The organism is Mesoterricola sp. MK458 (assembly GCF_055384935.1).
Map to the genome: position 1 here is coordinate 1,087,659 of NZ_AP045075.1, position 18,903 is coordinate 1,106,561.

At 68.1% G+C, this 18,903-nt stretch carries 19 protein-coding genes; 8 read left to right on the top strand and 11 right to left on the bottom strand.

The window, feature by feature from the left end:
• Positions 1-10 precede the first annotated feature (10 nt).
• Positions 11-841 carry a signal peptidase I gene (gene lepB, locus ACZ5LB_RS04730; RefSeq protein WP_464604970.1) on the top strand — a complete coding sequence of 277 codons (831 nt, stop codon included), beginning with the start codon at positions 11-13 and terminating at the stop codon, positions 839-841.
• A gap of 235 nt (positions 842-1,076) precedes the next feature.
• On the opposite strand, the gene tatC is transcribed toward lepB, so the two are convergent.
• From tatC to ACZ5LB_RS04760, 6 genes are all read right to left on the bottom strand, one after another.
• A complete protein-coding gene (tatC, locus tag ACZ5LB_RS04735; protein ID WP_464604971.1) occupies positions 1,077-1,856 on the bottom strand; it encodes a twin-arginine translocase subunit TatC in 780 nt (259 codons plus the stop codon).
• A 3-nt stretch (positions 1,857-1,859) separates the two neighbouring features.
• The gene (locus tag ACZ5LB_RS04740; protein WP_306600588.1) at positions 1,860-2,027 is read right to left on the bottom strand and encodes a twin-arginine translocase TatA/TatE family subunit; all 168 of its coding nucleotides are present in this window, start codon (positions 2,025-2,027) and stop codon (positions 1,860-1,862) included.
• 28 nt (positions 2,028-2,055) lie between these two features.
• On the bottom strand, positions 2,056-2,532 hold the full coding sequence (locus ACZ5LB_RS04745; protein ID WP_464604972.1) for a cytochrome c3 family protein: 477 nt from the start codon (positions 2,530-2,532) through the stop codon (positions 2,056-2,058).
• A gap of 2 nt (positions 2,533-2,534) precedes the next feature.
• On the bottom strand, positions 2,535-4,115 hold the full coding sequence (locus tag ACZ5LB_RS04750; protein ID WP_464604973.1) for a flavocytochrome c: 1,581 nt from the start codon (positions 4,113-4,115) through the stop codon (positions 2,535-2,537).
• A 39-nt stretch (positions 4,116-4,154) separates the two neighbouring features.
• Positions 4,155-5,411 (bottom strand): porin, encoded by a 1,257-nt coding sequence (locus tag ACZ5LB_RS04755; protein ID WP_464604974.1) that lies wholly within the window; start codon positions 5,409-5,411, stop codon positions 4,155-4,157.
• A 247-nt stretch (positions 5,412-5,658) separates the two neighbouring features.
• The gene (locus tag ACZ5LB_RS04760) at positions 5,659-6,519 is read right to left on the bottom strand and encodes an AraC family transcriptional regulator (protein ID WP_464604975.1); all 861 of its coding nucleotides are present in this window, start codon (positions 6,517-6,519) and stop codon (positions 5,659-5,661) included.
• Between the two features lie 128 nt (positions 6,520-6,647).
• On the opposite strand from ACZ5LB_RS04760, the gene ACZ5LB_RS04765 reads away from it, so the two are divergent.
• The 4 genes from ACZ5LB_RS04765 to udk are packed head-to-tail and all read left to right on the top strand — an operon-like array spanning position 6,648 to position 10,160.
• Positions 6,648-6,815, top strand: coding sequence for a hypothetical protein (locus tag ACZ5LB_RS04765; protein ID WP_464604976.1), 168 nt, complete (start codon positions 6,648-6,650; stop codon positions 6,813-6,815).
• Positions 6,816-6,817: 2 nt separating this feature from the next.
• Positions 6,818-7,912 carry a CofH family radical SAM protein gene (locus ACZ5LB_RS04770; protein WP_464604977.1) on the top strand — a complete coding sequence of 365 codons (1,095 nt, stop codon included), beginning with the start codon at positions 6,818-6,820 and terminating at the stop codon, positions 7,910-7,912.
• A gap of 2 nt (positions 7,913-7,914) precedes the next feature.
• Positions 7,915-9,516 (top strand): Kelch repeat-containing protein, encoded by a 1,602-nt coding sequence (locus ACZ5LB_RS04775; RefSeq protein ID WP_464604978.1) that lies wholly within the window; start codon positions 7,915-7,917, stop codon positions 9,514-9,516.
• A 5-nt stretch (positions 9,517-9,521) separates the two neighbouring features.
• Positions 9,522-10,160, top strand: a complete 639-nt coding sequence (gene udk, locus ACZ5LB_RS04780) for a uridine kinase (RefSeq protein ID WP_464604979.1) — start codon at positions 9,522-9,524, stop codon at positions 10,158-10,160.
• Here udk and ACZ5LB_RS04785 read toward each other — a convergent pair.
• The 4 genes from ACZ5LB_RS04785 to ACZ5LB_RS04800 form a co-directional block, all read right to left on the bottom strand.
• The gene (locus tag ACZ5LB_RS04785; protein ID WP_464604980.1) at positions 10,157-13,213 is read right to left on the bottom strand and encodes an ATP-binding protein; all 3,057 of its coding nucleotides are present in this window, start codon (positions 13,211-13,213) and stop codon (positions 10,157-10,159) included. The genes udk and ACZ5LB_RS04785 overlap by 4 nt on opposite strands.
• Before the next feature lie 114 nt (positions 13,214-13,327).
• Positions 13,328-13,855 (bottom strand): hypothetical protein, encoded by a 528-nt coding sequence (locus ACZ5LB_RS04790; protein ID WP_464604981.1) that lies wholly within the window; start codon positions 13,853-13,855, stop codon positions 13,328-13,330.
• Positions 13,852-14,292, bottom strand: a complete 441-nt coding sequence (locus ACZ5LB_RS04795; protein WP_464604982.1) for an FMN-binding protein — start codon at positions 14,290-14,292, stop codon at positions 13,852-13,854. Before ACZ5LB_RS04795 ends, ACZ5LB_RS04790 begins: the two co-directional genes overlap by 4 nt.
• A gap of 4 nt (positions 14,293-14,296) precedes the next feature.
• The gene (locus tag ACZ5LB_RS04800; protein ID WP_464604983.1) at positions 14,297-15,205 is read right to left on the bottom strand and encodes an FAD:protein FMN transferase; all 909 of its coding nucleotides are present in this window, start codon (positions 15,203-15,205) and stop codon (positions 14,297-14,299) included.
• Positions 15,206-15,279: 74 nt separating this feature from the next.
• Between ACZ5LB_RS04800 and ACZ5LB_RS04805 the strand changes: the two genes are divergently transcribed.
• The 3 genes from ACZ5LB_RS04805 to ACZ5LB_RS04815 all read left to right on the top strand — a co-directional run bounded on the left by ACZ5LB_RS04805 (position 15,280) and on the right by ACZ5LB_RS04815 (position 17,520).
• The gene (locus ACZ5LB_RS04805) at positions 15,280-16,053 is read left to right on the top strand and encodes an FKBP-type peptidyl-prolyl cis-trans isomerase (protein WP_464604984.1); all 774 of its coding nucleotides are present in this window, start codon (positions 15,280-15,282) and stop codon (positions 16,051-16,053) included.
• Between the two features lie 136 nt (positions 16,054-16,189).
• Positions 16,190-16,543 carry a PilZ domain-containing protein gene (locus ACZ5LB_RS04810; protein WP_464604985.1) on the top strand — a complete coding sequence of 118 codons (354 nt, stop codon included), beginning with the start codon at positions 16,190-16,192 and terminating at the stop codon, positions 16,541-16,543.
• Positions 16,544-16,659: 116 nt separating this feature from the next.
• Positions 16,660-17,520 carry an aminotransferase class IV gene (locus ACZ5LB_RS04815; protein WP_464604986.1) on the top strand — a complete coding sequence of 287 codons (861 nt, stop codon included), beginning with the start codon at positions 16,660-16,662 and terminating at the stop codon, positions 17,518-17,520.
• Between the two features lie 34 nt (positions 17,521-17,554).
• Here the strand turns inward: ACZ5LB_RS04815 and ACZ5LB_RS04820 are convergent, their stop codons facing one another.
• On the bottom strand, positions 17,555-18,754 hold the full coding sequence (locus tag ACZ5LB_RS04820) for an ATP-binding protein (RefSeq protein ID WP_464604987.1): 1,200 nt from the start codon (positions 18,752-18,754) through the stop codon (positions 17,555-17,557).
• Positions 18,755-18,903 lie beyond the last annotated feature (149 nt).

Genomic DNA, 18,903 nt, shown 5'->3' on the forward strand with positions numbered 1-18,903 from the left:
AGGGACGATCATGGACAGGGAAAACGCCTTGCCGGGAGGCGCAGCCAAGGGGTTCATCAGGGACAACCTGGAAATCGTCCTTTTCGCCGTGGTGCTCATCACGTTCTTCAAGACCTTCGTGGGACAGCAGTTCACCATTCCCTCGGCCTCCATGCGGAACACCCTCCACATCGGGGACCACATCCTGGCCAACAAGTTCCTCTTCGCGACGCCCCAATGGGCCTGGGAAGCAAGCCTCTTCCCCATGCGCGCCCCCGCCCGGGGCGACATCATCATCTTCCGGTTTCCCGGCGACCGCCGCGAGGACTGGGTGAAGCGGTGCGTGGCCTTGGCCGGGGACACCGTCGCCGTGCGCGGCAAGCGCCTCCATGTGAACGGCCGCCTCGTGACGGGCCCCTGGGAGCACCATGACCCCCAGCCCGGGGCTGATCCTTCCCCCGGCCCCTGGCCAGCCGACCGGGACGTGGGTCCCCCCGAGGGCCTTCCCCCGGAATCCGTCTCCTCCGTCTGGCCCTTCGCAGAGCCCCGGTTCCACCAGGGCCCTTCGGTGTTCGGCTACCGGGACGACCTCCCACCCGTCACGGTCCCCGAAGGTCACGTCTTCGCCATGGGGGACAACCGTGATCACAGCGCCGACAGCCGCTATTGGGGCTTCCTGCCCACTGACCACCTGCGCGGACGCCCCTTCATCATCTGGTGGAGCTTCCGCGAAGGCGGCCGCGACGACGTGAATGCCACCGTGCCAAAGGGCCCCAGGGACGTGCTCATGAACCTGGTGGACGGGGTGCGGCATTTCCTGGTGTGGACGCGGTGGGAGCGGATGGGGACGATTCCCAGATAGCGCTCACACCCGGCGACCCATGCGTGTTCCAGACAAACCCAGGATGCCGGAAGTCTGCTGCTGCCGACCTGTTACCGGGTGAATCCGGCAACCTCCAAAGCCCATTCCAAGCGCAGGCCAGAGTGAGTGCGGGTCGAGGTCTTCACTCGATTCCGTGAAGAACCCAAAAAACGAAGACCTGAATCACCCGGCTTATCGCCTCAAACACCGTGCCTCGGCAACGGCAGGTTCCGGGTCAGGTGCGCGCCCGTCGCGGTTCCGCGGCCCAGGCCACGAGGACGGACACAAAGTAGAGGCCCAGCAGCACCAGGCTGAAGAACACCGTGGTCAGCACCACGTCCCCGGGAGTGAAGAAGGCCGAGGCGACGATGATCGCCAGCGTGGCGTGGCGCCAGAACCTCAGCATGAGCCGGGCCGTGACGAGGCGGAAGCGGGCCAGGAAGAAGGTGAGCACCGGCAGCTCGAACATCAGCCCGGTGATGACCATTGTGGAAAGGAATAGATCCAGATAGCTGTCGATGTGGAGGTTGGCGCGAAGCCCCGCGCCGGCGGCCTCCTGGAAGAGGATGTCCCCCAGGAACCGGAAGGCCTGGGTGTACGCGAAGGCGAGGCCCAGCAGGAACATGCCGCTGGTGGCCAGGAGGAAGGGGATGCAAAGGCGCCGTTCCCGCGGGCCCAGGGCGGGCTTGATGAAGCCCCACACCTGCAGGAAGATCACCGGCGCCGCCAGGAAGGCGGCGACCCATACGGAAAGGCGCATGAGGCTGAAGAACGGCTCGGTGAGGTCCGTGAAGGCCCAGGGCTGCAGCCTGGCGGGGTCCTGTTTCATCTGGCGCCCCATGGCCTGCAGGAAGGGCCACTGGGCCCACGTCCACAGCCGGAGGCGGAAGGCGTACGTCAGGGCGAAGGCCCCCGCCACCGTGAGGGCCGAGCGCACCAGGCGCATCCGCAGTTCCTGCAGATGCTCCCGGAAGGACATGCGTTCATCGATGGTCGTCGCGGCGGCGGAGTCCATGGCCTAGGCCTTTTCGTCGGTGACGGAGCTGGTGAGCTCCTTGCTGGCCTTCTTGAACTCCTGGATGCCCCGGCCCAGGGACTTGCCCAGCTCGGGCAGCTTGGACGGCCCGAAGAAGATCAGCAGGCAAACGCCGATCAGGAGGATTTCAGTGATGCCAAGGTTGCCCATGGGGTGCTCCCGGAAGGTTCGCTCGTGCTCAGGGCACGGGCCAGTTGTAGGAATGGCAGGTCAGACAATAGTTCTTGGAGGGTTTGTGCTGGTGGTGGCACAGGTTGCAGTTGGCGGCGTACCCGTGCTGGTCGGCGTGGGGGTTGTGATCCTTGGCCTGGGCGGTCTTGGCCACCAGGGCGTCCATGGCGTGGCAGGCCACGCAGGCCTCGGGCTTGGCCTTGGCGGCGGGCTTGCCCTTGCCGTGGCAGTCCTGGCAGGTCACGCCCGCCAGGGCGTGGCGGTGGCCCAGGGGAAGCTTGGTGCGGAGGCTCGTCTCGCCGGTGTGACAGGTCGCGCATGAGCCGGACTTGGCCTTTCGGATGTCCTCGTGGCCCGCGGGCAGGACCTTCTCTTTTCCGTGGCAGGCGGCGCACTGGGTCGCCGGCGCCCCGGCCAGCCGCTTGGGAGCGGCGGCCAGGGGCAGGAGCATCCCCAGGGAAAGCAGGATGGCGACGACCTTCATGACTAGCCCCAGGCCTTGGCCTTGGCGGCGTTGGAACCGGCGGCCCGGCCCATCACCAGGCAGTCGATGACCGCGCAGCTGCCCAGGCGCACCGCGCCGTGCACGCCGCCCGTGGCTTCGCCGGCCGCGTACAGGCCCTCGATGGGCTTGTCCGTGGAGATGTCCATGGCCTGCGCTTCGGTGTTGGTGTAGATGCCGCCCATGCAGTGGTGGACCTTGGGGAGCAGGCGGGAGACATAGAAGGGTGCGGTCTCCAGGGGCAGGGTGCCCTGGGGGAGCTTGGTGCTGACCTTGATGTCGTCCTTGGGATCCTTGGGGTCGCTGTTGCGGATGTTCGTGTTGTACTTGGCGACGGTCTCCAGGAAGGCCGCCCTGGGCATGCCGTAGGCGTCCGCCACGGCTTCCAGGCTGTTGTAGGCCTTGACCACGCCGCTCTTCTGCAGCTTGTCCATGACGCCGGGGGTGAGCCGGGAGACGGCCTTGGCATCGGCGAAGGCGACGCACTTGTGGCCCTGGTTCATGAGCATCATGATGGCGTCGGCGCGGATCTTGCGGTTGGCCAGCTCATCGATGAAACGCTTGCCGGTGGTGGCGTCCACCCAGATGCCGTACATCGAGGCCGCCTCCTGGGCGAAGTGCGGGGCCAGGCCGAAGCCCTTCTCGTCCGGGCTCGCCCAGGGGCCCACCTGGATCCAGTCGCCCTGGATGATGTTGCAGCCGATGCGGGAGGCCTCGCGCCACATCTCGGCGGTGGCGCCGGGCTGGTTGGTGCTCTCCACCTTGGCGGTGAGCTTGGGGTCCTGGATCATGCGGTAGGCCACGTCCTGGCCGAAGCCGCCGTGGGCCAGCACCACGCCCTTGCGGGCCCGGATGGTCCTGAGCTTGCCGCTGTCGGCCTTGGGGAACTCGTAGCCTTCGCGGACCTGCAGGCCCTTGACCCGGCCGTCCTTGTCCCGGTAGATCTTCGTGACGAAGGTCTCCAGGCGGGGCTCCACGCCCAGGGCCTTGAGCTTGGCCAGCTGGGGGAGCACGATGGCCGAGCCGCTGGAGTTGTAGGTCTTGTAGCTGCGCTTGACGGTGTGGCCACCTTCCTGAACCAGCTCGTTGTCCAGGTACTTCACGCCCAGTTCGCTGATGGTCCACAGGACGGTCTCCGTGGACTTCTCGGAGATGAGCTTGACCAGGCCGGGGTGGTTGAGGCCCAGGCCCGCCACCATCATGTCCTTGGCCATGAGCTCGGGGGAGTCCTTGATGCCCATCTTCGCCTGCAGGGGGCTGCCGGCGGCGGACACGATGCCGCCGTTGATGATGGAGTTGCCGCCCGGGGTGGGCATCTTCTCCAGCACCACCACGGAGGCCCCCGCCTTCTTGGCCTCGTACGCCGCGGCCAGACCGGCGAAGCCGCTGCCCACGATCACCACGTCGAAGGTCTCGTCCCATTTGCGGGGCATGGTGGAATCCACCACGGCGCCCTTCGGGGCCGCGCCGTCCAGGGGCAGCTGGGTCAGGGCCAGGCCGCCCATGATGGCGCCGCCGGCGCCCAGGAAGCCCCGCCTCGACAGACCGCTCTTCTCGTCACTCATGATGTTCCTCCTTGCGGGCCCCAGGGCCCGGATGATGGGTTAGAAGATGTAGAGCACGCCCACGCCGAAGGCCTTGGTGTCCGCGCCGGGGTTGATGCCGGCCAGGACGGGGAAGGCGCCGTAGGTGGATGCGGCCTTGTTGACGATCGTGTAGTAGGTGGCGAACACGTCCATGGTGCGGGTGACGGCGTAGTTGTAGCCCACGGTCGCCTGGGTGGCCCCCAGGCCCTCGACGTTGGCGCTGGCGCCGCCCACCAGCTTGGCGCTGCCCTTGTCGGCGGTGCCGTAGAGGCCCCAGATCTTGTGCTGGCCGAAGCTCTGCTGGGCCGAGACGCCCCAGGCGGTGCGCTTGTATTCGCTGACCTTGCCGGCCACGGTCTCGTCGTTGTGGTAGGTGAGCTGCTCGGCGATGGCCGTGAAGCGGGTGCCGGTGGAAGGAATGGCATAGAACACCGCCAGTTCGTGGCCCTCGTCCTTGGAGGAGGCGTTGGCGAGGCCGGGGGCGGTGGCGTTGGCGGTGAGCTGGGAGAGGCCGAAGTAGTCGTTGTGGCGCTCGTAGCCGTAGTGCACGGTGAGGCCGCCGGTGCGGTAGCTGAGCAGCGCGGAGATGACGGTGGGGGAGTACTGCGCCTGGGAGGCGGCGTCGGAGGTGGGCTTGGACTCGTTCACCGAGTAGGCCACCCGGGCGCTGAAGCCCGACATGTCGGGGGTCCAGTACTGGATGCTGTTGCCCTGCCGGCGGTTGAAGGACGCGTCGTTCTTGGTGCCGGCGCGGCCCGAGTTGGTGACGGTGCCGGGCACGTTGAAGCCGGGGTTGCCGGTGAGGCCGTTGTCGAAGGGGAAGAGCCCGCGCTGGGTGCCCGTGAACAGGGTGGGGAACTTGTAGGGGGTGTCCCAGTTGCCCACCAGCACGGTGCCCCAGGAGGCGCCGGAGAGGCCGATGGCGCTGTTGCGGCCGGCCAGGACGCTGGGGGCGTCCCCGTCCACGCTCACGGAGCTCTCCACCTGCCAGATGAGCTTGAGGTCCTCGCCCTTGATCTTGAAGTCGCCCTTGAAGCCCAGGTTCGAGGTGCTGCAGGTGATCCGCAGCTTGGAGGGCACGTTGGTGGCCGAAGGCGAGACGGTCACCAGGGAATTGCCGTCGGTGGCGCGGGTGCTGGCGTCCGAGGCCTGGACGTTGTCCGCGAAGGCGATGAGGGTGCCGTAGATGGTGACGTTGGGTTTGTCCTGGGCCTGGGCGGCGGCGGCGACCGCGAAAAGGCCGGCGGCGAGGGAGAGAGAACGCCTAGAAATCATGGGAACTCCTTCATTCGGGCAGGCCACGGGCCGCCCAGGTGGGGTAGGGGATTCAGGCTTGACCTGAGTCAATTGACCACGAGGTCTTTAATTAATCCTAGGGCCGGATATCAGGCCCACCCAGGGAACAACCACTCATGTTCCGGTGGAATCCCGGCCGGTTTAAAAAATCTTCAAACCCGCACCAGCAGAGGGTTCGAGAGGGTACACCCTCCCTTTGCGGACCCGGCTCCGGGCGGTCCTGGTATTAATTGGACCTTTCCTGGTGAATCTTCGCCCATTCCGGGTTCAAACCCATGCGCTGGTTGCGGTAATCCGTGGGCGTCTCGCCCACCACCCGGCGGAAGGCCTTGGCGAAGTAGGACGGGTCCTCGAAGCCCAGGTCCAGGGCGATCTGCTGCACGGACTCGGCGCCCTGGGTCAGCATGCGCCGGGCCTCGATCATGCGGCGCTCCTCCAGGGCGGCGTGGGGGGACTTGCCCAGGGTGCGCTGGCAGATGGTGGCCAGCTTGCGCTGGGAGCAGCGCAGTTCCCGGGCGAAGCGCCCCACCTCCCACCGGGCCCGGTACGCCTCGTCCAGGAGCCGCGTGAAGCGCTGGAAGAGAAGGTGGTCCGCCAGGGGGAGGCTTCGGTCGGCGGGCTGCTGGCGCTGGCAGGCGTGGTGGAGCAGTTGCAGGAAGGCGGCCAGCACATGGAACTGCACCGTGGGGCAGCTGCCGCCGGCCTCGTCCTCGCCCTCGTGGAGGATGCGGGCCAGCCCGCACAGCCGCTCGGCAATTCCGGGCACGGGCAACGCCAACCCACCGGGGGGGAAGGCGTTGGAAGCCAGGAGGGTGCTGCCGGGGGGCAGGTATTCGTCGGTGAACCCGATGGCCCAGCCTTCCGAATCCGCCGACGGCAGGTAGAGATGCGCCTGCCCGCGGGGGACCACCAGCACCCAGGGGGCCTTGAACGTCACGGTCTCGCCGTGCATGGTCTGGCTGCCGCCGCCCCGGGTGAGCACGAAGATCTGGTGGAAGGGGTGGGCGTGCAGGGCCGGCTCGCTGCACTGGAAGCGCAGGTTCTTGACCTCGGTGAGGGGGAAGATGGACAGGGCGGTGCGGGGCATGGAAAACCTGGACAGGCCCGCAGAATAACAGGATTCCGGCTATTCGTGAAATAAAGATCGATTAGTCCGGAAGGCGCGGCATGGCTGGATCCGGTCGGGATGGTATCCTGGCTGCGATGGAGGAACGCATGGCCGAAGCAGTGCCCGCCACGCCCGCAGCGGAAAAGCAGGAAGTCCCCAAGCAGGTCTGCCAGAAGTGCCGGAACGAGTACCCGCTGGAGGCCTTCGCCCACGCCGTGGAAGGCCAGGAATGCGTGTGCAGGCGCTGCCTGGCCGTGATGGGCTACAAGGTATAGCCATGGAAACCCAGGCAGCGAGCACCTCGTCCATCCTGCAGGCGGTGATGGCGGGCCGGCGCATCGACGAAGCGGAGGCCCTGCGCCTTTTCGAGGACGCCAGCCTCCCGGACCTCTCCGCGGCGGCCTCCAGCGTCCGCAGGCGCCTGAACGACCCCGCCCGGGTGAGCTTCGTGGTGGACCGGAACGTGAACTACACGGACGTGTGCAACGTCTACTGCACCTTCTGCGCCTTCTACCACAAGCCCGGCAGCCGCGACGGCTACCTCCTCACCCGCGAGCAGCTGCGCCAGAAGGCCGAGGAAACCAAGGCCGTGGGCGGCACGGGCTTCCTCCTGCAGGGCGGCGTGAATCCCGACCTGCCCTGGAGCTACTACCTGGAGCTGTGCTCGTACCTGCGCTCCCTGGGCATCTGGGTGCACGGGTTCAGCCCGGTGGAGATCCAGATGATGGCCAGGCTCAGCGGCCAGTCCCTGGAAAAGACGATCATGGACCTGCGCGACGCGGGCCTGGGGAGCATCCCCGGCGGCGGCGCCGAGGTCCTGGTGGAGCGGGTGCGCAAGCGCATCGCCCCCCTCAAGGGCGGCCCGGAGAAGTGGCTGGAGGTCATGGAGGCCGCCCACGCCGTGGGCATGAAGACCACCGGCACCATGATGTTCGGCATCACCGAGACCCTGGCCGAGCGGGTGGAGCACTTCCGGGTGCTGCGGGAGCAGCAGGACCGGGCCCTGGCCCGGGCCAACGGGGGCGGCCACACGGCCTTCGCGGCCTGGCCCTTCCAGAGCGGCCACACCCCCTGGGAGGGCAAGGTGCCCAGGCCCACCGACGCCGAATACCTGCGCACCATCGCCATCGCCCGCATCTACCTGGACAACATCCCCCACATGCAGAGCTCCTGGGTCACCATGGGCCGCAAGACCGGGCAGATGGCCCTCCACTACGGCTGCGACGACATGGGCAGCCTCATGCTGGAGGAGAACGTGGTGAGCGCCGCGGGCACCTGCTACTCGGTGAACCGGGAGGAGATGGAACGCATGATCCGCGGCGCGGGCTTCGAGCCCTGGCAGCGGGACAACATCTACCGCCCCGTGGCCTGACCATGGTGCCCGCAACCGCACTCAGCCTGGCCCTGGTCCTGGCGCCGGGCGCCGTGAAACCCCGGCCCCCCAAGGCCCCCAGGGCCGCCAAGGCCCCGGCGTCCGCCGCCAAGGCCCCGGCGTCCGCCGCCAAGGCCCCGGCGTCCGCCGCGAAGGGCGACCCGTCCGTTCCGTCCGCAGGCAGCGCCGCCGAGCGCGTGGACCCCGCCACCGGCAGGGGCCGCTCCGTGGGGGCATTCCGGGAATCCCGCACGGATTTCCAGGCCACCCCCATGCCGGACGGCCGCGTGCTCATCACCGGCGGCACCCTCAAGGGCCCCACCACCGAATGGTTCGACCCCGCCACCAACCGCTTCAGCCCGGGTCCGCCCCTGACCCGCTCCCGCCAGGGACACCGGGCCCTGGCCCTGAAGGACGGCCGCGTGCTGGTCCTGGGCGGCACCGAAGCCCCGGCCCCCGCGGAAGTACTGGAACCGGGCGCCGCGGCCTTCCAGCCCCTGCCCGGGGGCGCCGCCTTCGCCCTGTGCGCGGACGCCGTGGAAATGGACGACCGCGTGCTCCTGGTGGACGGCGCGTCCGGGGCCCTGTTCACCTGGGACGGGCGGAAGAGCCCTTCCCACAGGGGCACCCTGGCCCGTCCCCGGAACTTCTTCCGCCTGGTGCGCCTGAAGGACGGCCGGGTGGCCATCACCGGCGGCTGGCCCTCCGAGGCGGCGGTGCGTGGCCGCGCGGCCGCATCCGGCCCCAGCCTTCCCGTGGAGGTCTACAATCCCCGCTGGTCCTCGCTCACGTCCTGGTCCCAGATCCCCCAGCCCCGGGCGCGCCACCAGGCGACCCTGCTCGCCGACGGCCGGGTGTGCCTGTGGGCGGGCGTGGGCCTGGACCCGGACGTGCCCGTGAACGAAATGGAAATCCTGGATCCGGCCAAGGAAACGGTCACCCGCGGCCCCGTCCTGGACCTGCAGGGCAACCCCAGCCCCGCCCTGGCGGGCGGCTTCTACCTGCCCGAGCGGGGCCGGCGCCTCCTGGCCTGCTCCGATCCCCTGAACCTGGCCGCGGCCGTTCCCGGCCCGCGCCTGGCCAACGGCTACCTGGGACCGGTGCTGGTGCCCCTCAAGGACGGAGGCGTCCTGGTGCTGGGGGCCCCCGCCTTCGGCGATCCCCTGGACCGCTGGGACCCCCGCACCCGCCAGGGCGCCGTGGTCGGCACCCTGCGGGAGGGCACGGCGGGCCTGGGGCTCCTGCCCGACGGCCGGGTCCTGGCCCTGGGGGACGTTGTGGATCTGGTGGATCCCCGCACCGGCAACCTGACCCCCCTGGGATGGCGGGAGGACCTGCAGCCGCTCCTTGCCGCCCTGCGCCCCGCGCCCGCGGGCCCCGCGGTGCCCGATCGCCCGGGAGCCGCCGTGGTGCCCCTGGACAGGGCCCGGGCCCTGGTGGTGGGCGGGGGTTCCCCCGACGCCCCCTCGGGCACGGTGGAAATCCTCGACCTGAAGAAGAAGACCCTCGCCCCCGCCGGATCCCTGCGGATCCGACGCGCCCGGCCGGCGGGGCTGAAGCTCAATGACGGTTCCGTCCTGGTGTGGGGGATGGGCAAGGAGTGAATTCCGTGGAAAACAAGACCCTACTTTTCGGCATCGTCGGCGGCTCCGGCAGCGGCAAGACCTCCATCGCCAACGCGCTCCTGCGCCGCATGGGCGAAGAGAAGGTGGATGCCCTCCTGCTGGACATGGACGCCTACTACGCCCCCCTGGAGGTGGTGAAGGCCCGCTTCCACGGCGGTCCCATCAACTGGGACCATCCCCACGCCTTCGACCTGGAACTCATGGCCTCCCACCTCAAGGCCCTGGGCCAGGGCCTGCCCATCCGCAAGCCCATCTATGATTTCAAGACCTCCGACCGGGTGGGCTGGGAGGAGCCCCTGTACCCCGGCCAGGTGGTGGTGCTCGAGGGCCTGCTGCTGTTCGCGCTGCCCGAACTGCGCGACCAGATGGACGTGAAGATCTTCGTGGACACCGACGCCGACATCCGGATCCTGCGCCGCATCCAGCGCGACACCGCCGAGCGCGGCCGCTCCATCGAAAGCGTCATCGACCAGTACCTCAACTCCGTGCGTCCCATGCACCTGGAATTCGTGGAGCCCAGCAAGCGGTGGGCCGACCTCATCGTCCCCGTGGGCGTGGAGAACACCACCGCCCTGGACATGCTGTTCCACCACGTCCTGGGCCGCCTGGGCGCCCAGGGCTAGCGACGCAGCGCCCGGGCCACCACCTGGGCCAGCTCGACCCCGCGGAACGGCTTGTGGAGGAAACCCGCGAGGGCGTATTCCCCGAGGTTGGCGAGGTCGTCCCCCTTGGAGAACCCTGAGCACATGACGACGGGTATGTCCGGGTCCAGGTCCCGGATCCGGGCGAGCGCTTCCCGCCCTCCCATGGCGGGCATGATCATGTCCAGGAGGATCAGGTCGATCTGGCCCTTCCTCGCCCGGAAGAGTTCGATGCCCGCACGCCCGTCCTCCGCGGTGAAGACGGTGTAGCCGAGCCGCTCCAGCATCGCCCTGCCGGTGACGCGAAGGAGGTCGTCGTCATCGATGAACAGCAGGGTGCCCGTGCCCTCCTCGGGCAGGGCCGTGGCGGCGGGGGTCACCTGGTCCCGGGAGGCCAGGGGCAGGTAGATGTGGAAGGTCGTGCCCCGTCCCGGCTCGGAATCCACCGTGATGGCGCCATGGTGATCCTGGACGCTGCCGTAGACGGCTGACAGGCCGAGCCCGGTGCCTTTGCCCTGTTCCTTGGTGGTGAAGAAGGGTTCGAATATCCGGTCCCTCACCTCCGGGCTCATGCCCGTCCCCGTATCCCGGACCTCTATTTCCAGGAAATCGCCGGGCGCCAGGTCGAAGGGCACCGCGTCGCAAAAGGCGCCGTCGAGGGTCCGGGTCATGAGCTTGAACCCAAGGGCTCCACCCGCGGGCATGGCGTGGCCCGCGTTGATCCCCAGGTTCAGGAAGGCGTTCTGGAGCAGGGCATCGTCTCCCACGACCCAGGTGTTCGCCGCCTGGGCATCGACCCGGATCTGGATGTTCCTGTCGAGGGTCCTCGCGAGGATCTCCGTGACGTCCTTCACGATGGCAAGGACATCCACCGGCGAGCTGGCCTTGGGCGCCTTGCGGGAAAAGGCCAGGAGCTTCTGGGTCAACTTGCCCGCCCGTTCCGCGGCAAGGATGATGAGATCCAGCAGGTTTTCCCGTTTCTCGACGGCACCCGCTTCATACCGCAGGACCTCCGCGGCCCCGATGATCCCGGCAAGGGAATTGTTGAAGTCATGGGCTACGCCGCCCGCCAGTTGCCCGATGGCCTCCATCTTCTGGGCCTGGGCCAGCTGCTCGGAAAGGCGCTTCCGCTCCGTGATGTCCACCAGGAACCCGCTGATCAGGCCCTGGTCCCGGTCCAGGTAGGCAAAGATGGCGTGGAACTTGGGTTTCCCGTCCACGAGCCGCACGGCCACCTCGCGGCCCATGACTTTGCCGGTGGCCAGGATCTCCTTCTTGTAGTCGGCATAGGCGTCGAGGGAAGGCCACCGGGCGGCGGGATTTCCATACCGCTCGTTCAGTTGCTCCAGGGAGTCGCATTCAAATTGACGCAGGGTCACCCGGTTGGAAAACTCGAAGGGGCCATCCAGCCGCAGACGGAAGACGCCGATGGGGGAATCCTCGACGATCTGGCGGTACCTCGCCTCGCTCGCCTCCAGGGCCTCCCTCATCAGGAGTTCCTCGGTCACGTCCCGGCCCTCCGCCAGGAGGTGGGTGATCTGCCCTTGGCTGTCCCTGAGCGGCGAGATGAAGAAGTCGGCCTTCTTGAGCTGGCCGCCCTCGCCAAGGTAGCTGGCCTTGCTGTGGAAGACGGTGCCCCCCACCGCCTCGGCCACGCCGCGGCGGATCATGGCCTGGGCCTCCTCCGAATGGGACCACCAGGCCAGGTCCCAGAAGGGGCGGCCGGCCACCGATTCCAGGGGTGCGCCGATCGCTTCCAGGGCGGTCCGGTTCGCGAATTCCAGATCCCCTCCGGGCGAGAGCACGGAGAAGAAATGGACCGAATAATCGATCGCCTCCCGGCGCAGGTTCTCGCTGTCCTTGAGCGCCCTCACGGACGCGGCGATGCGCCGGGTCATGAGGTTGAACGCCACGGCCAACCGGTGCAGCTCGTCCTTGCCCGGGATGTCCAGGTCGTCCGGCTCGGCGCCGAGGGCAAGGTCTTCCGTGGCCTGGGTCAACCGCTGGATGTTCCGGACGACCTTGTGCCGGATCAGAAGGAGCGAAGCCACGATCCCCAGTAGGCAGAAGGCCGATGCCCCCGCCACCAGCAGGGCGATCCTCCGATCGGCCTCCGCGGTGGTGAGGTGGCTGGGCACCGTCAGGACCACGGTCCAGCGTTCCGCAGCGGACCCGACCTGGATGGTGGTGAAGGCGAGAATGGACCCCCGGGACGTGAACACCCCTTCCCGGGCCCCTCCGCCTGGCAGGGAGAACGCCTGGCCCGCCTCCTGGGTGTGACCCACCCGTTCCGCCTGGCCGGTGGCACCGGCGACCACGCCGCCCTGGGAGAGGATGTACAGCTGGCCCGCCCCGCCGTACAGGTGGACCTGATCCGCCAGGTGCTGGAGGTAGCCCAGGCGGTAGTCCACCCCCACGATGCCTACGGAACGGCCCTGGCGGAGGATCGGCACCACCAGCGACGTCATGAAGACCTTCTCGCCGCGAAGGGGATATTCGTACGGCTCCAGCAGGCATTCCCGCCCGGACCTGAGCGGAAGGAGGTAATAGTCGCCCTTGCCAGGGGTGTCGTAGAACTGGGCGGGCTCACATTGGATGGAGCCGTCCTGGGCCCGGTTCCACACCGGAATGAATCTCCCCGTGCGGTCATGCCCCGGCTTCCCGGCGAACCGGGCATCGGATCCGTCGAAGGCATCGGGTTCCCACACCGAGAACAGGTCGAGGAAATCGGGATTCTGTTCCAGGATGCTGCGCATCAGGGTGTGGGCCTCGGCCCTCGAGCCGCTCCCCGGCGCCTGGGTAAGGGCGCCAAGGGACTGGGCCACGACCCGGGCCACATCCATCGCCTTGTTCAGCTGGCCTTCAAGGCGTCCGGCCTCGCGGTGTGCGGAGGCCAGGAGGATGCCCCGGGCCTTGTCCAGGGATTCCGCCCGGGTGACCCAGGCGAAATAGCCGATCAGCATCGCGCACACCGTTCCCATGACCAGCCCGAACCAGATCGACAGGCGGAATTGGAGGGAGGAGTGCCGGCTCATGCTGGCTCCTGGGCGGCCAGGGAGGAAAGGCAAGGCTGGGGCAGGGTGCCGTGTTGGAAGGGTGGGGCGAGAGACAGGGGCAGGATGAACTCGAGGGCCCTCCCATGCAATCCATTAAACGTGGAATCGCGAGGCCTCCCGGGAGCCGGCGGCGAGGAGCGTTTCATCTTCCTTAACCAGGTAATCCTGCCCGACCCTTCGTCCCACCTTCCGGTCAAAGCGCGCCCGGCGGGCCCGCCCCAGGAGATGGAAGCCGTAGGCGGCCAGGAACAGCAGCGACGACGGACCGTGGACCCAGGCCAGGGCGGTGCGCCAGGCCGGATCCACACAGATCTGCATGCCGTAGCCCGCCATCACCATGGGGGCCAGGACCGCCGCCACCCCGAGCCCGGACCGGCGCCCCCGGCGGGTCCCCGAACGCAGGGACGGCACCACGTGCCCCCGCACCATCACCCCCAGGGTGAACACCAGCACCGGCCCCAGGAACACGTGGGCGTGCTGGCTCCAGCCCTGCAGCCGGTAGGGCTCGGGACCGAATTCCCCCGCGCGCTGGTGGAAGTACTTGAGCCAGCCGTACAGCAGGCCGGTGAGGGCCATCCCCGCGGCCGAAAGGTGGAGGCTCCACCGCTCCAGGGGATTCATTTCGGCGCGCCGTAGAGCGCCAGGAACTGGGCCCGGGCGCGCTTGACCGCGTCGGTCAGGGCCGTGGCCGTGAGGGTGGAACCGGCCAGGGGCTTGATGGTCCGTCCCAGGGCCACGTCGTCGCCCCGGCCGTCGAACTGGCGCAGCCAGGCGGCCCGGGCCAGGTACTCGGGCGGTTCGGAGAAGGCCACCACCTCCACCCGCAGGACCCGCCCGTCGGCACCGAGGGCCATCATGGCCGTCTCCGTCTGGGCCCGCACCCGGTGCGTGTCGAAGAAGGCCACCCCCACCAGCCGGCCGCCGCTGCGGGCCTCGAAGGCGGGCGGGTTCTCCCGACGGGTCACCGCGGCGCCGGGAAAGGCCAGGGCCAGGGCCTCCTTCTGGGAGGGCAGGGCGGCGGAAAGGGGCAGGGCGAGGACGAACAGGAGCCGGCGCACGGGATCACCTCGCCTTCAGGGCCGCGAAGGCCCGGGTTTCACGCACCTCGCCGCCGTGGAGCAGGAAGGCCGCCGCCGTGCCGTGCTCGGACGCCCACCGCAGGCCCCGGTCCGGCCCCATGACGTAGAGGGCGGTGGAGAGCACGTCCGCCTCCAGCCCCGACCCCGCCGCAACGGCCACCGACCCCCAGTCCAGGCAGGGCCGGCCCGTGGCCGGGTCCAGGATGTGCCGGCCCCGCTCCGCACAGCCGCTGGCCGCGAGGGACATGCCGTCCGGGAGCAACCGCTTGAGCCGGGTGGCCCGGCGGTCGTCCGCATCGGCCACCGCCACCTCCCGCGGGGCGCCCCAGGTGAGGATCTGCCCTCCGAAATCCAGCCACCCGGTGGTTCCGGCCGCCGCGCGCCGGGCCGCGTCCAGGGCGTACCCCTTCAGGAAGCCGCCTTCCTCCAGCGCCGCCTCCGGATCCAGCAGCCGCGCGCGGCCGGGGCCCAGATCCAGGAGGGCGCTGCCCGAAGCCCGCCGGGCCCGATCCAGCTCTCCGGGCGAAGGGACCCGTTCCCCGGACCGGATGCCCCAGGCCGCCAGGAGCCGCCCCATCACCGGATCGAACGCGCCTCCGGTGCGCCGGCTCCAGGCCTGGGCCTCGCCCAGCAGTGCCAGCCATTCGGCGTCCAGGTCCACCGGCGCGCCCTTGGCGGCGTTGAGCCGGCTCCAGGGGGTGGCGGGATCCCAGGTGGAGCAGGCGCGCTCGATGCGATCCAGCTCCCGCAGGATCCGGCCCGAAGCCTCCACGGCCCCAGGTCCTTCCAGGTGGATGCCCAGGCGCGTGCCCATGGAGAGGACCTCCCGGTCCAGGGTCCCGGCGGGGGCAGCCAGGACGGCCAGGGGAAGGAGAAGGGTGGACAGCGGCATGAGTCTCATTCTCAATAAATTCTGGAACCTGTCAAGCTTGCCTCCCGCCCCCCGGCCAGGAGAGCATGGCATTCATGCGACGTCCTGCCCTCCTCCTCCTCCTCTCCTGCGCCCTGCTTTCCGCCGCGGACCGGTTCCCGGTGCCGCCCGCCCCCGCGGAACGCGCGGCCCCCGCCCAGGCCGCGGTGACGGCTTCGGGCCTGGCCTCGGTGGTGCTGCGTCCCGGCGCCGGCGCGCAGCCGGGCCCCGAGGATCTGGTGACCGTGGAGTACACCCTCTGGGATCCGGAGGGCAAGGTGATGGATTCCACCGCCCGCCACGACGGCCCCTTCACCCGGCCCGTGCCAAGGCTCATGAAGGGGATGGCCGAAGGGCTCCAGCTCATGCACGCCGGCGAGAAGCGGCGGTTCTGGATTCCTCCTGCCCTGGGCCGCCCGGGCGGAACCCTGGTGATGGACCTGGACCTGCTGGAGACGGGCCCATCCCCCTTCAAGGCCCCTGAAGACGTGGCTGGTCCGGGCGAAGGCGCCCGCCTCCTCGGCTCAGGCCTGGCCCTGCAGATGCTCAGGGAAGGGAAGGGGGCCCACCCCACCTTCAAGAGCCGGGTCCGGGTGCACTACACCGGGTGGACCACCGACGGCCGCATGTTCGACAGCTCCTGGAAGACCGGCCAGCCCGCCACCTTCGCCCTGGACCAGGTCATCCGCGGCTGGACCGAGGCCATCCCGCTGCTCTCCCCCGGCGGCAAGGCCCGGCTCTGGGTGCCCGAGAAACTGGCCTACCGGGGCGAGAAGGGGATGCCCGCGGGGATGCTGGTGTTCGACGTGGAGCTGCTGGACATCCTCTGATCCGGGCCCCGGGAATTGTCGCCGCCTCCGGTCACAGGGGGTGGCGGAGGACATCTAAGCTCCTGTTCCACCGTTGACGCTCCCCGCCGGCAAGCCGGGAGGGTCTGTCGTAACTGCGTGCATCCAGGAGGATTCCATGGAAAAGCGAAAGCATTCCCGCACGTCCCTCGTCACCGACTACACCACCCAGTTCAACCTGGGCGGCAAGGACTTCCGCAAGGTCCAGGTGGCCAACATCGGCACCCACGGGTGCTGCCTCAGGCTGCCCATCGGCTCGGCCCCCTACCTCAAGGGCAAGCCCTTGCTGGAGAACATGATCCTCTTCCACTCCGACGCCAAGAAATACTCCCTGAAGGGCAAGGTGGCCTGGCACGAGGACGCCGCCGGACCCAAGAGCCAGTGGATCACCGCCGGCGTGGAGTTCCTGGACACCCCGGCGGAGTGCGAGCGGGAGATCTCGGAATACGTGATCGCCACCGTACCCAAGTAGGTCTGCCTTCCTCCCCCGCGCCCCCCGATCCCCCGGGGGGCTTTTTTTATGATAATTATTTTTCATGCGGCCTTTGAGGAGTAACATTTTTATCACCTCACACATGGGAGCGCCGCATGGGCCGTCAGATCTTCTTCAACGGGGAGTTCCACGAGGAGACCGACAAGCTCCTGAGCATCCAGGACCGGGGCCTGTGCTTCGGGGACGGGTTGTTCGAAGTGATCCGCTGCGTGGACGGCCGGTTCCTGATGTTCGCCAAGCACATCGGCCGCATGCGTGAAAGCGCCGCCGCGCTGCGCATGGATTTCCCCTATTCCAACGCCGAGCTGCTGGAGGCCTGCCGGGAGCTCTCCCGGCGCAACGGCGTCCGGGACGGCGAACTGTACCTGGAGATCACCCGGGGCGAGGCCCCCCGCTACCATACGTTCCCCGAAGGCGTGCGCCCGACGTTCTTCATCGTCCTCATCCCCCTGCGCAAGATGCCCGAGAACTGCTGGAGCGTGGGCGTGAAGACCGTCACCTTCCCCGACACCCGCGGCGGCTACTGCCACCTCAAGACCATCAACCTCCTGTCCAACGTCCTGGGCAAGCAGCACGCCAAGGAGAAGGGGGCCTTCGAGGCCCTGTTCTTCCGGGAGGACGCCCGGGGCCCCTACCTCACCGAAGGCCCCAGCTCCTCCATCTTCTGCATCAAGGACGGCGTCCTGCGCACCCCCACCCTGGACAACATCCTGCCCGGCACCACCCGCCACTGCGTCATGGACCTGGCCCGCCAGGACGGCATGGAGGTGCGTGAGGAGCGCCTTTATCTCCAGGACTTCGCCACCGCCGATGAGAACTTCATCTCAAGCACCGTCTCCGAGGTGATGCCCGTGATCCAGGTGGACGACACCGTCCTGTGCGGCGGCGCCAAGGGCCCCCTCACCGACCACCTCCAGAAGCTCTACGCGGTCTTCAAGGGCGACCATCTCGAATAGCGCGCGAGATACGGATCCGTCGCCTCCGTTTAGTTCAGAGCAACTGGCTCAACAACGTCCGAGCAGGCACCACGACCGGTTGATGCGTAGTGAAGCAGTCCACATCCTCGAAGGGCAGGTTGAGAACAGCCTGGAAAGCGAATGGAGCCGTCGTCTGGCCCTGGAAATGGGCAAGCGAGGACGACAGCCGGGTGTCGCTCGTCTTCACTTCCACCAGGAACCAGGGCTTCTGATCCTTGACGACCAGGAAATCCACCTCGCGCTTCTGCTTGTCCCGCAGGTAACGCAGTTCGAAATCCCCGAATCCGAGGTCGGACCATCCTTCCACCGCCTTCAGAAGATGGCAAGCCACCAGCGTTTCGGCCCGTGCGCCATCGTCCGCAAGCCCACTCCAATCGCGAAGAAACCACTTCGGTTCCTTGCGAAGGGCTTTGGCGACGTTGGCGAACCAGGGCCTCACCAGGAATCCGTAGTGAAGCCGGCCCAGGAGGTCGATCCACCGTCGGATCGTATCCACGGCTACGCCCAGGTCCCCGGCGAGGTTGGCATAGACGAGCTGCTGGCCGCTTCGTTCGGCCAGCACCCGCATCAGCGTTTCCATGGCACCCAGGTCCTGGACGCGGGTTACCTCCCGGAGATCCTCCTTGCCGAGTTGATCCATCCGCAAGGAGCGCCACCGGCGCGTGAACCGCATATCCCGGCGCAGGAAGGGCTCGGGAAACCCTCCGTGCAAAAGCAAGGCCTCCCAGTCCTCCGCCGGAATGGCCACCGGAGGCCGGATTTCCTGTTCCGGAATGTCGGTCCGAACGCATTCAGCCACGGACCATGGATGCATGCGGTAGAGCAAGTACCGGCCCATGAGGCTGTCGCCTCCGCGCCGGAACACGTCCAGGCGGGAACTCCCGGTAACCAATACCTGGACGCGTTCCCCATAGGTATCGAAAAAGCCCTTCAGAAGACTCTTCCACTTGGAATCCTTGTGGAGTTCATCGAGCACGACCCGGACAGGCGCAGTCCGGAGGCGGTCCAATTCCAGGTGCTCAGCGAGGGCTCCCGGTCCCTTCAGGAGTATCCGGCGGTCGTCCTGGTTGTCCCAATTGAGGTAGATCCCACCCGATTCCCGACAGGCCGTGGTCTTGCCGACTTGCCGTGACCCGCTCACCCAGGCCATCTGGCGGTTGCGCTGGAAGTGCTCCTGAAGAACCGTGGTGTAGAATCGAGGGCGATTGACCATGGTTCCATTATCGCGCATATCGTATTTTGGTCCAGACCATTTTACGATTAATCTAATTATGGTCCCTTGGGCTCTCGTTGCCAGATGTCTGCTGCTGCCGACCTGCTACCCGGTGGATCCGGCAAACGCCATCGAAGGGCCTTGTCGCC

Bases quoted from the DNA above. Each gene is read 5' to 3' on its own strand.
- ACZ5LB_RS04775 (WP_464604978.1), top strand. From the start codon at position 7,915: ATGGTGCCCGCAACCGCACTCAGCCTGGCCCTGGTCCTGGCGCCGGGC.
- ACZ5LB_RS04765 (WP_464604976.1), top strand. From the start codon at position 6,648: ATGGCCGAAGCAGTGCCCGCCACGCCCGCAGCGGAAAAGCAGGAAGTC.
- ACZ5LB_RS04815 (WP_464604986.1), top strand. From the start codon at position 16,660: ATGGGCCGTCAGATCTTCTTCAACGGGGAGTTCCACGAGGAGACCGAC.
- ACZ5LB_RS04740 (WP_306600588.1), bottom strand. From the start codon at position 2,027: ATGGGCAACCTTGGCATCACTGAAATCCTCCTGATCGGCGTTTGCCTG.
- ACZ5LB_RS04820 (WP_464604987.1), bottom strand. From the start codon at position 18,754: ATGGTCAATCGCCCTCGATTCTACACCACGGTTCTTCAGGAGCACTTC.
- ACZ5LB_RS04770 (WP_464604977.1), top strand. From the start codon at position 6,818: ATGGAAACCCAGGCAGCGAGCACCTCGTCCATCCTGCAGGCGGTGATG.
- tatC (WP_464604971.1), bottom strand. From the start codon at position 1,856: ATGGACTCCGCCGCCGCGACGACCATCGATGAACGCATGTCCTTCCGG.
- ACZ5LB_RS04790 (WP_464604981.1), bottom strand. From the start codon at position 13,855: ATGAATCCCCTGGAGCGGTGGAGCCTCCACCTTTCGGCCGCGGGGATG.
- ACZ5LB_RS04785 (WP_464604980.1), bottom strand. From the start codon at position 13,213: ATGAGCCGGCACTCCTCCCTCCAATTCCGCCTGTCGATCTGGTTCGGG.
- ACZ5LB_RS04800 (WP_464604983.1), bottom strand. From the start codon at position 15,205: ATGCCGCTGTCCACCCTTCTCCTTCCCCTGGCCGTCCTGGCTGCCCCC.
- ACZ5LB_RS04805 (WP_464604984.1), top strand. From the start codon at position 15,280: ATGCGACGTCCTGCCCTCCTCCTCCTCCTCTCCTGCGCCCTGCTTTCC.
- ACZ5LB_RS04755 (WP_464604974.1), bottom strand. From the start codon at position 5,411: ATGATTTCTAGGCGTTCTCTCTCCCTCGCCGCCGGCCTTTTCGCGGTC.
- ACZ5LB_RS04750 (WP_464604973.1), bottom strand. From the start codon at position 4,115: ATGAGTGACGAGAAGAGCGGTCTGTCGAGGCGGGGCTTCCTGGGCGCC.
- lepB (WP_464604970.1), top strand. From the start codon at position 11: ATGGACAGGGAAAACGCCTTGCCGGGAGGCGCAGCCAAGGGGTTCATC.
- ACZ5LB_RS04745 (WP_464604972.1), bottom strand. From the start codon at position 2,532: ATGAAGGTCGTCGCCATCCTGCTTTCCCTGGGGATGCTCCTGCCCCTG.
- ACZ5LB_RS04760 (WP_464604975.1), bottom strand. From the start codon at position 6,519: ATGCCCCGCACCGCCCTGTCCATCTTCCCCCTCACCGAGGTCAAGAAC.
- ACZ5LB_RS04810 (WP_464604985.1), top strand. From the start codon at position 16,190: ATGGAAAAGCGAAAGCATTCCCGCACGTCCCTCGTCACCGACTACACC.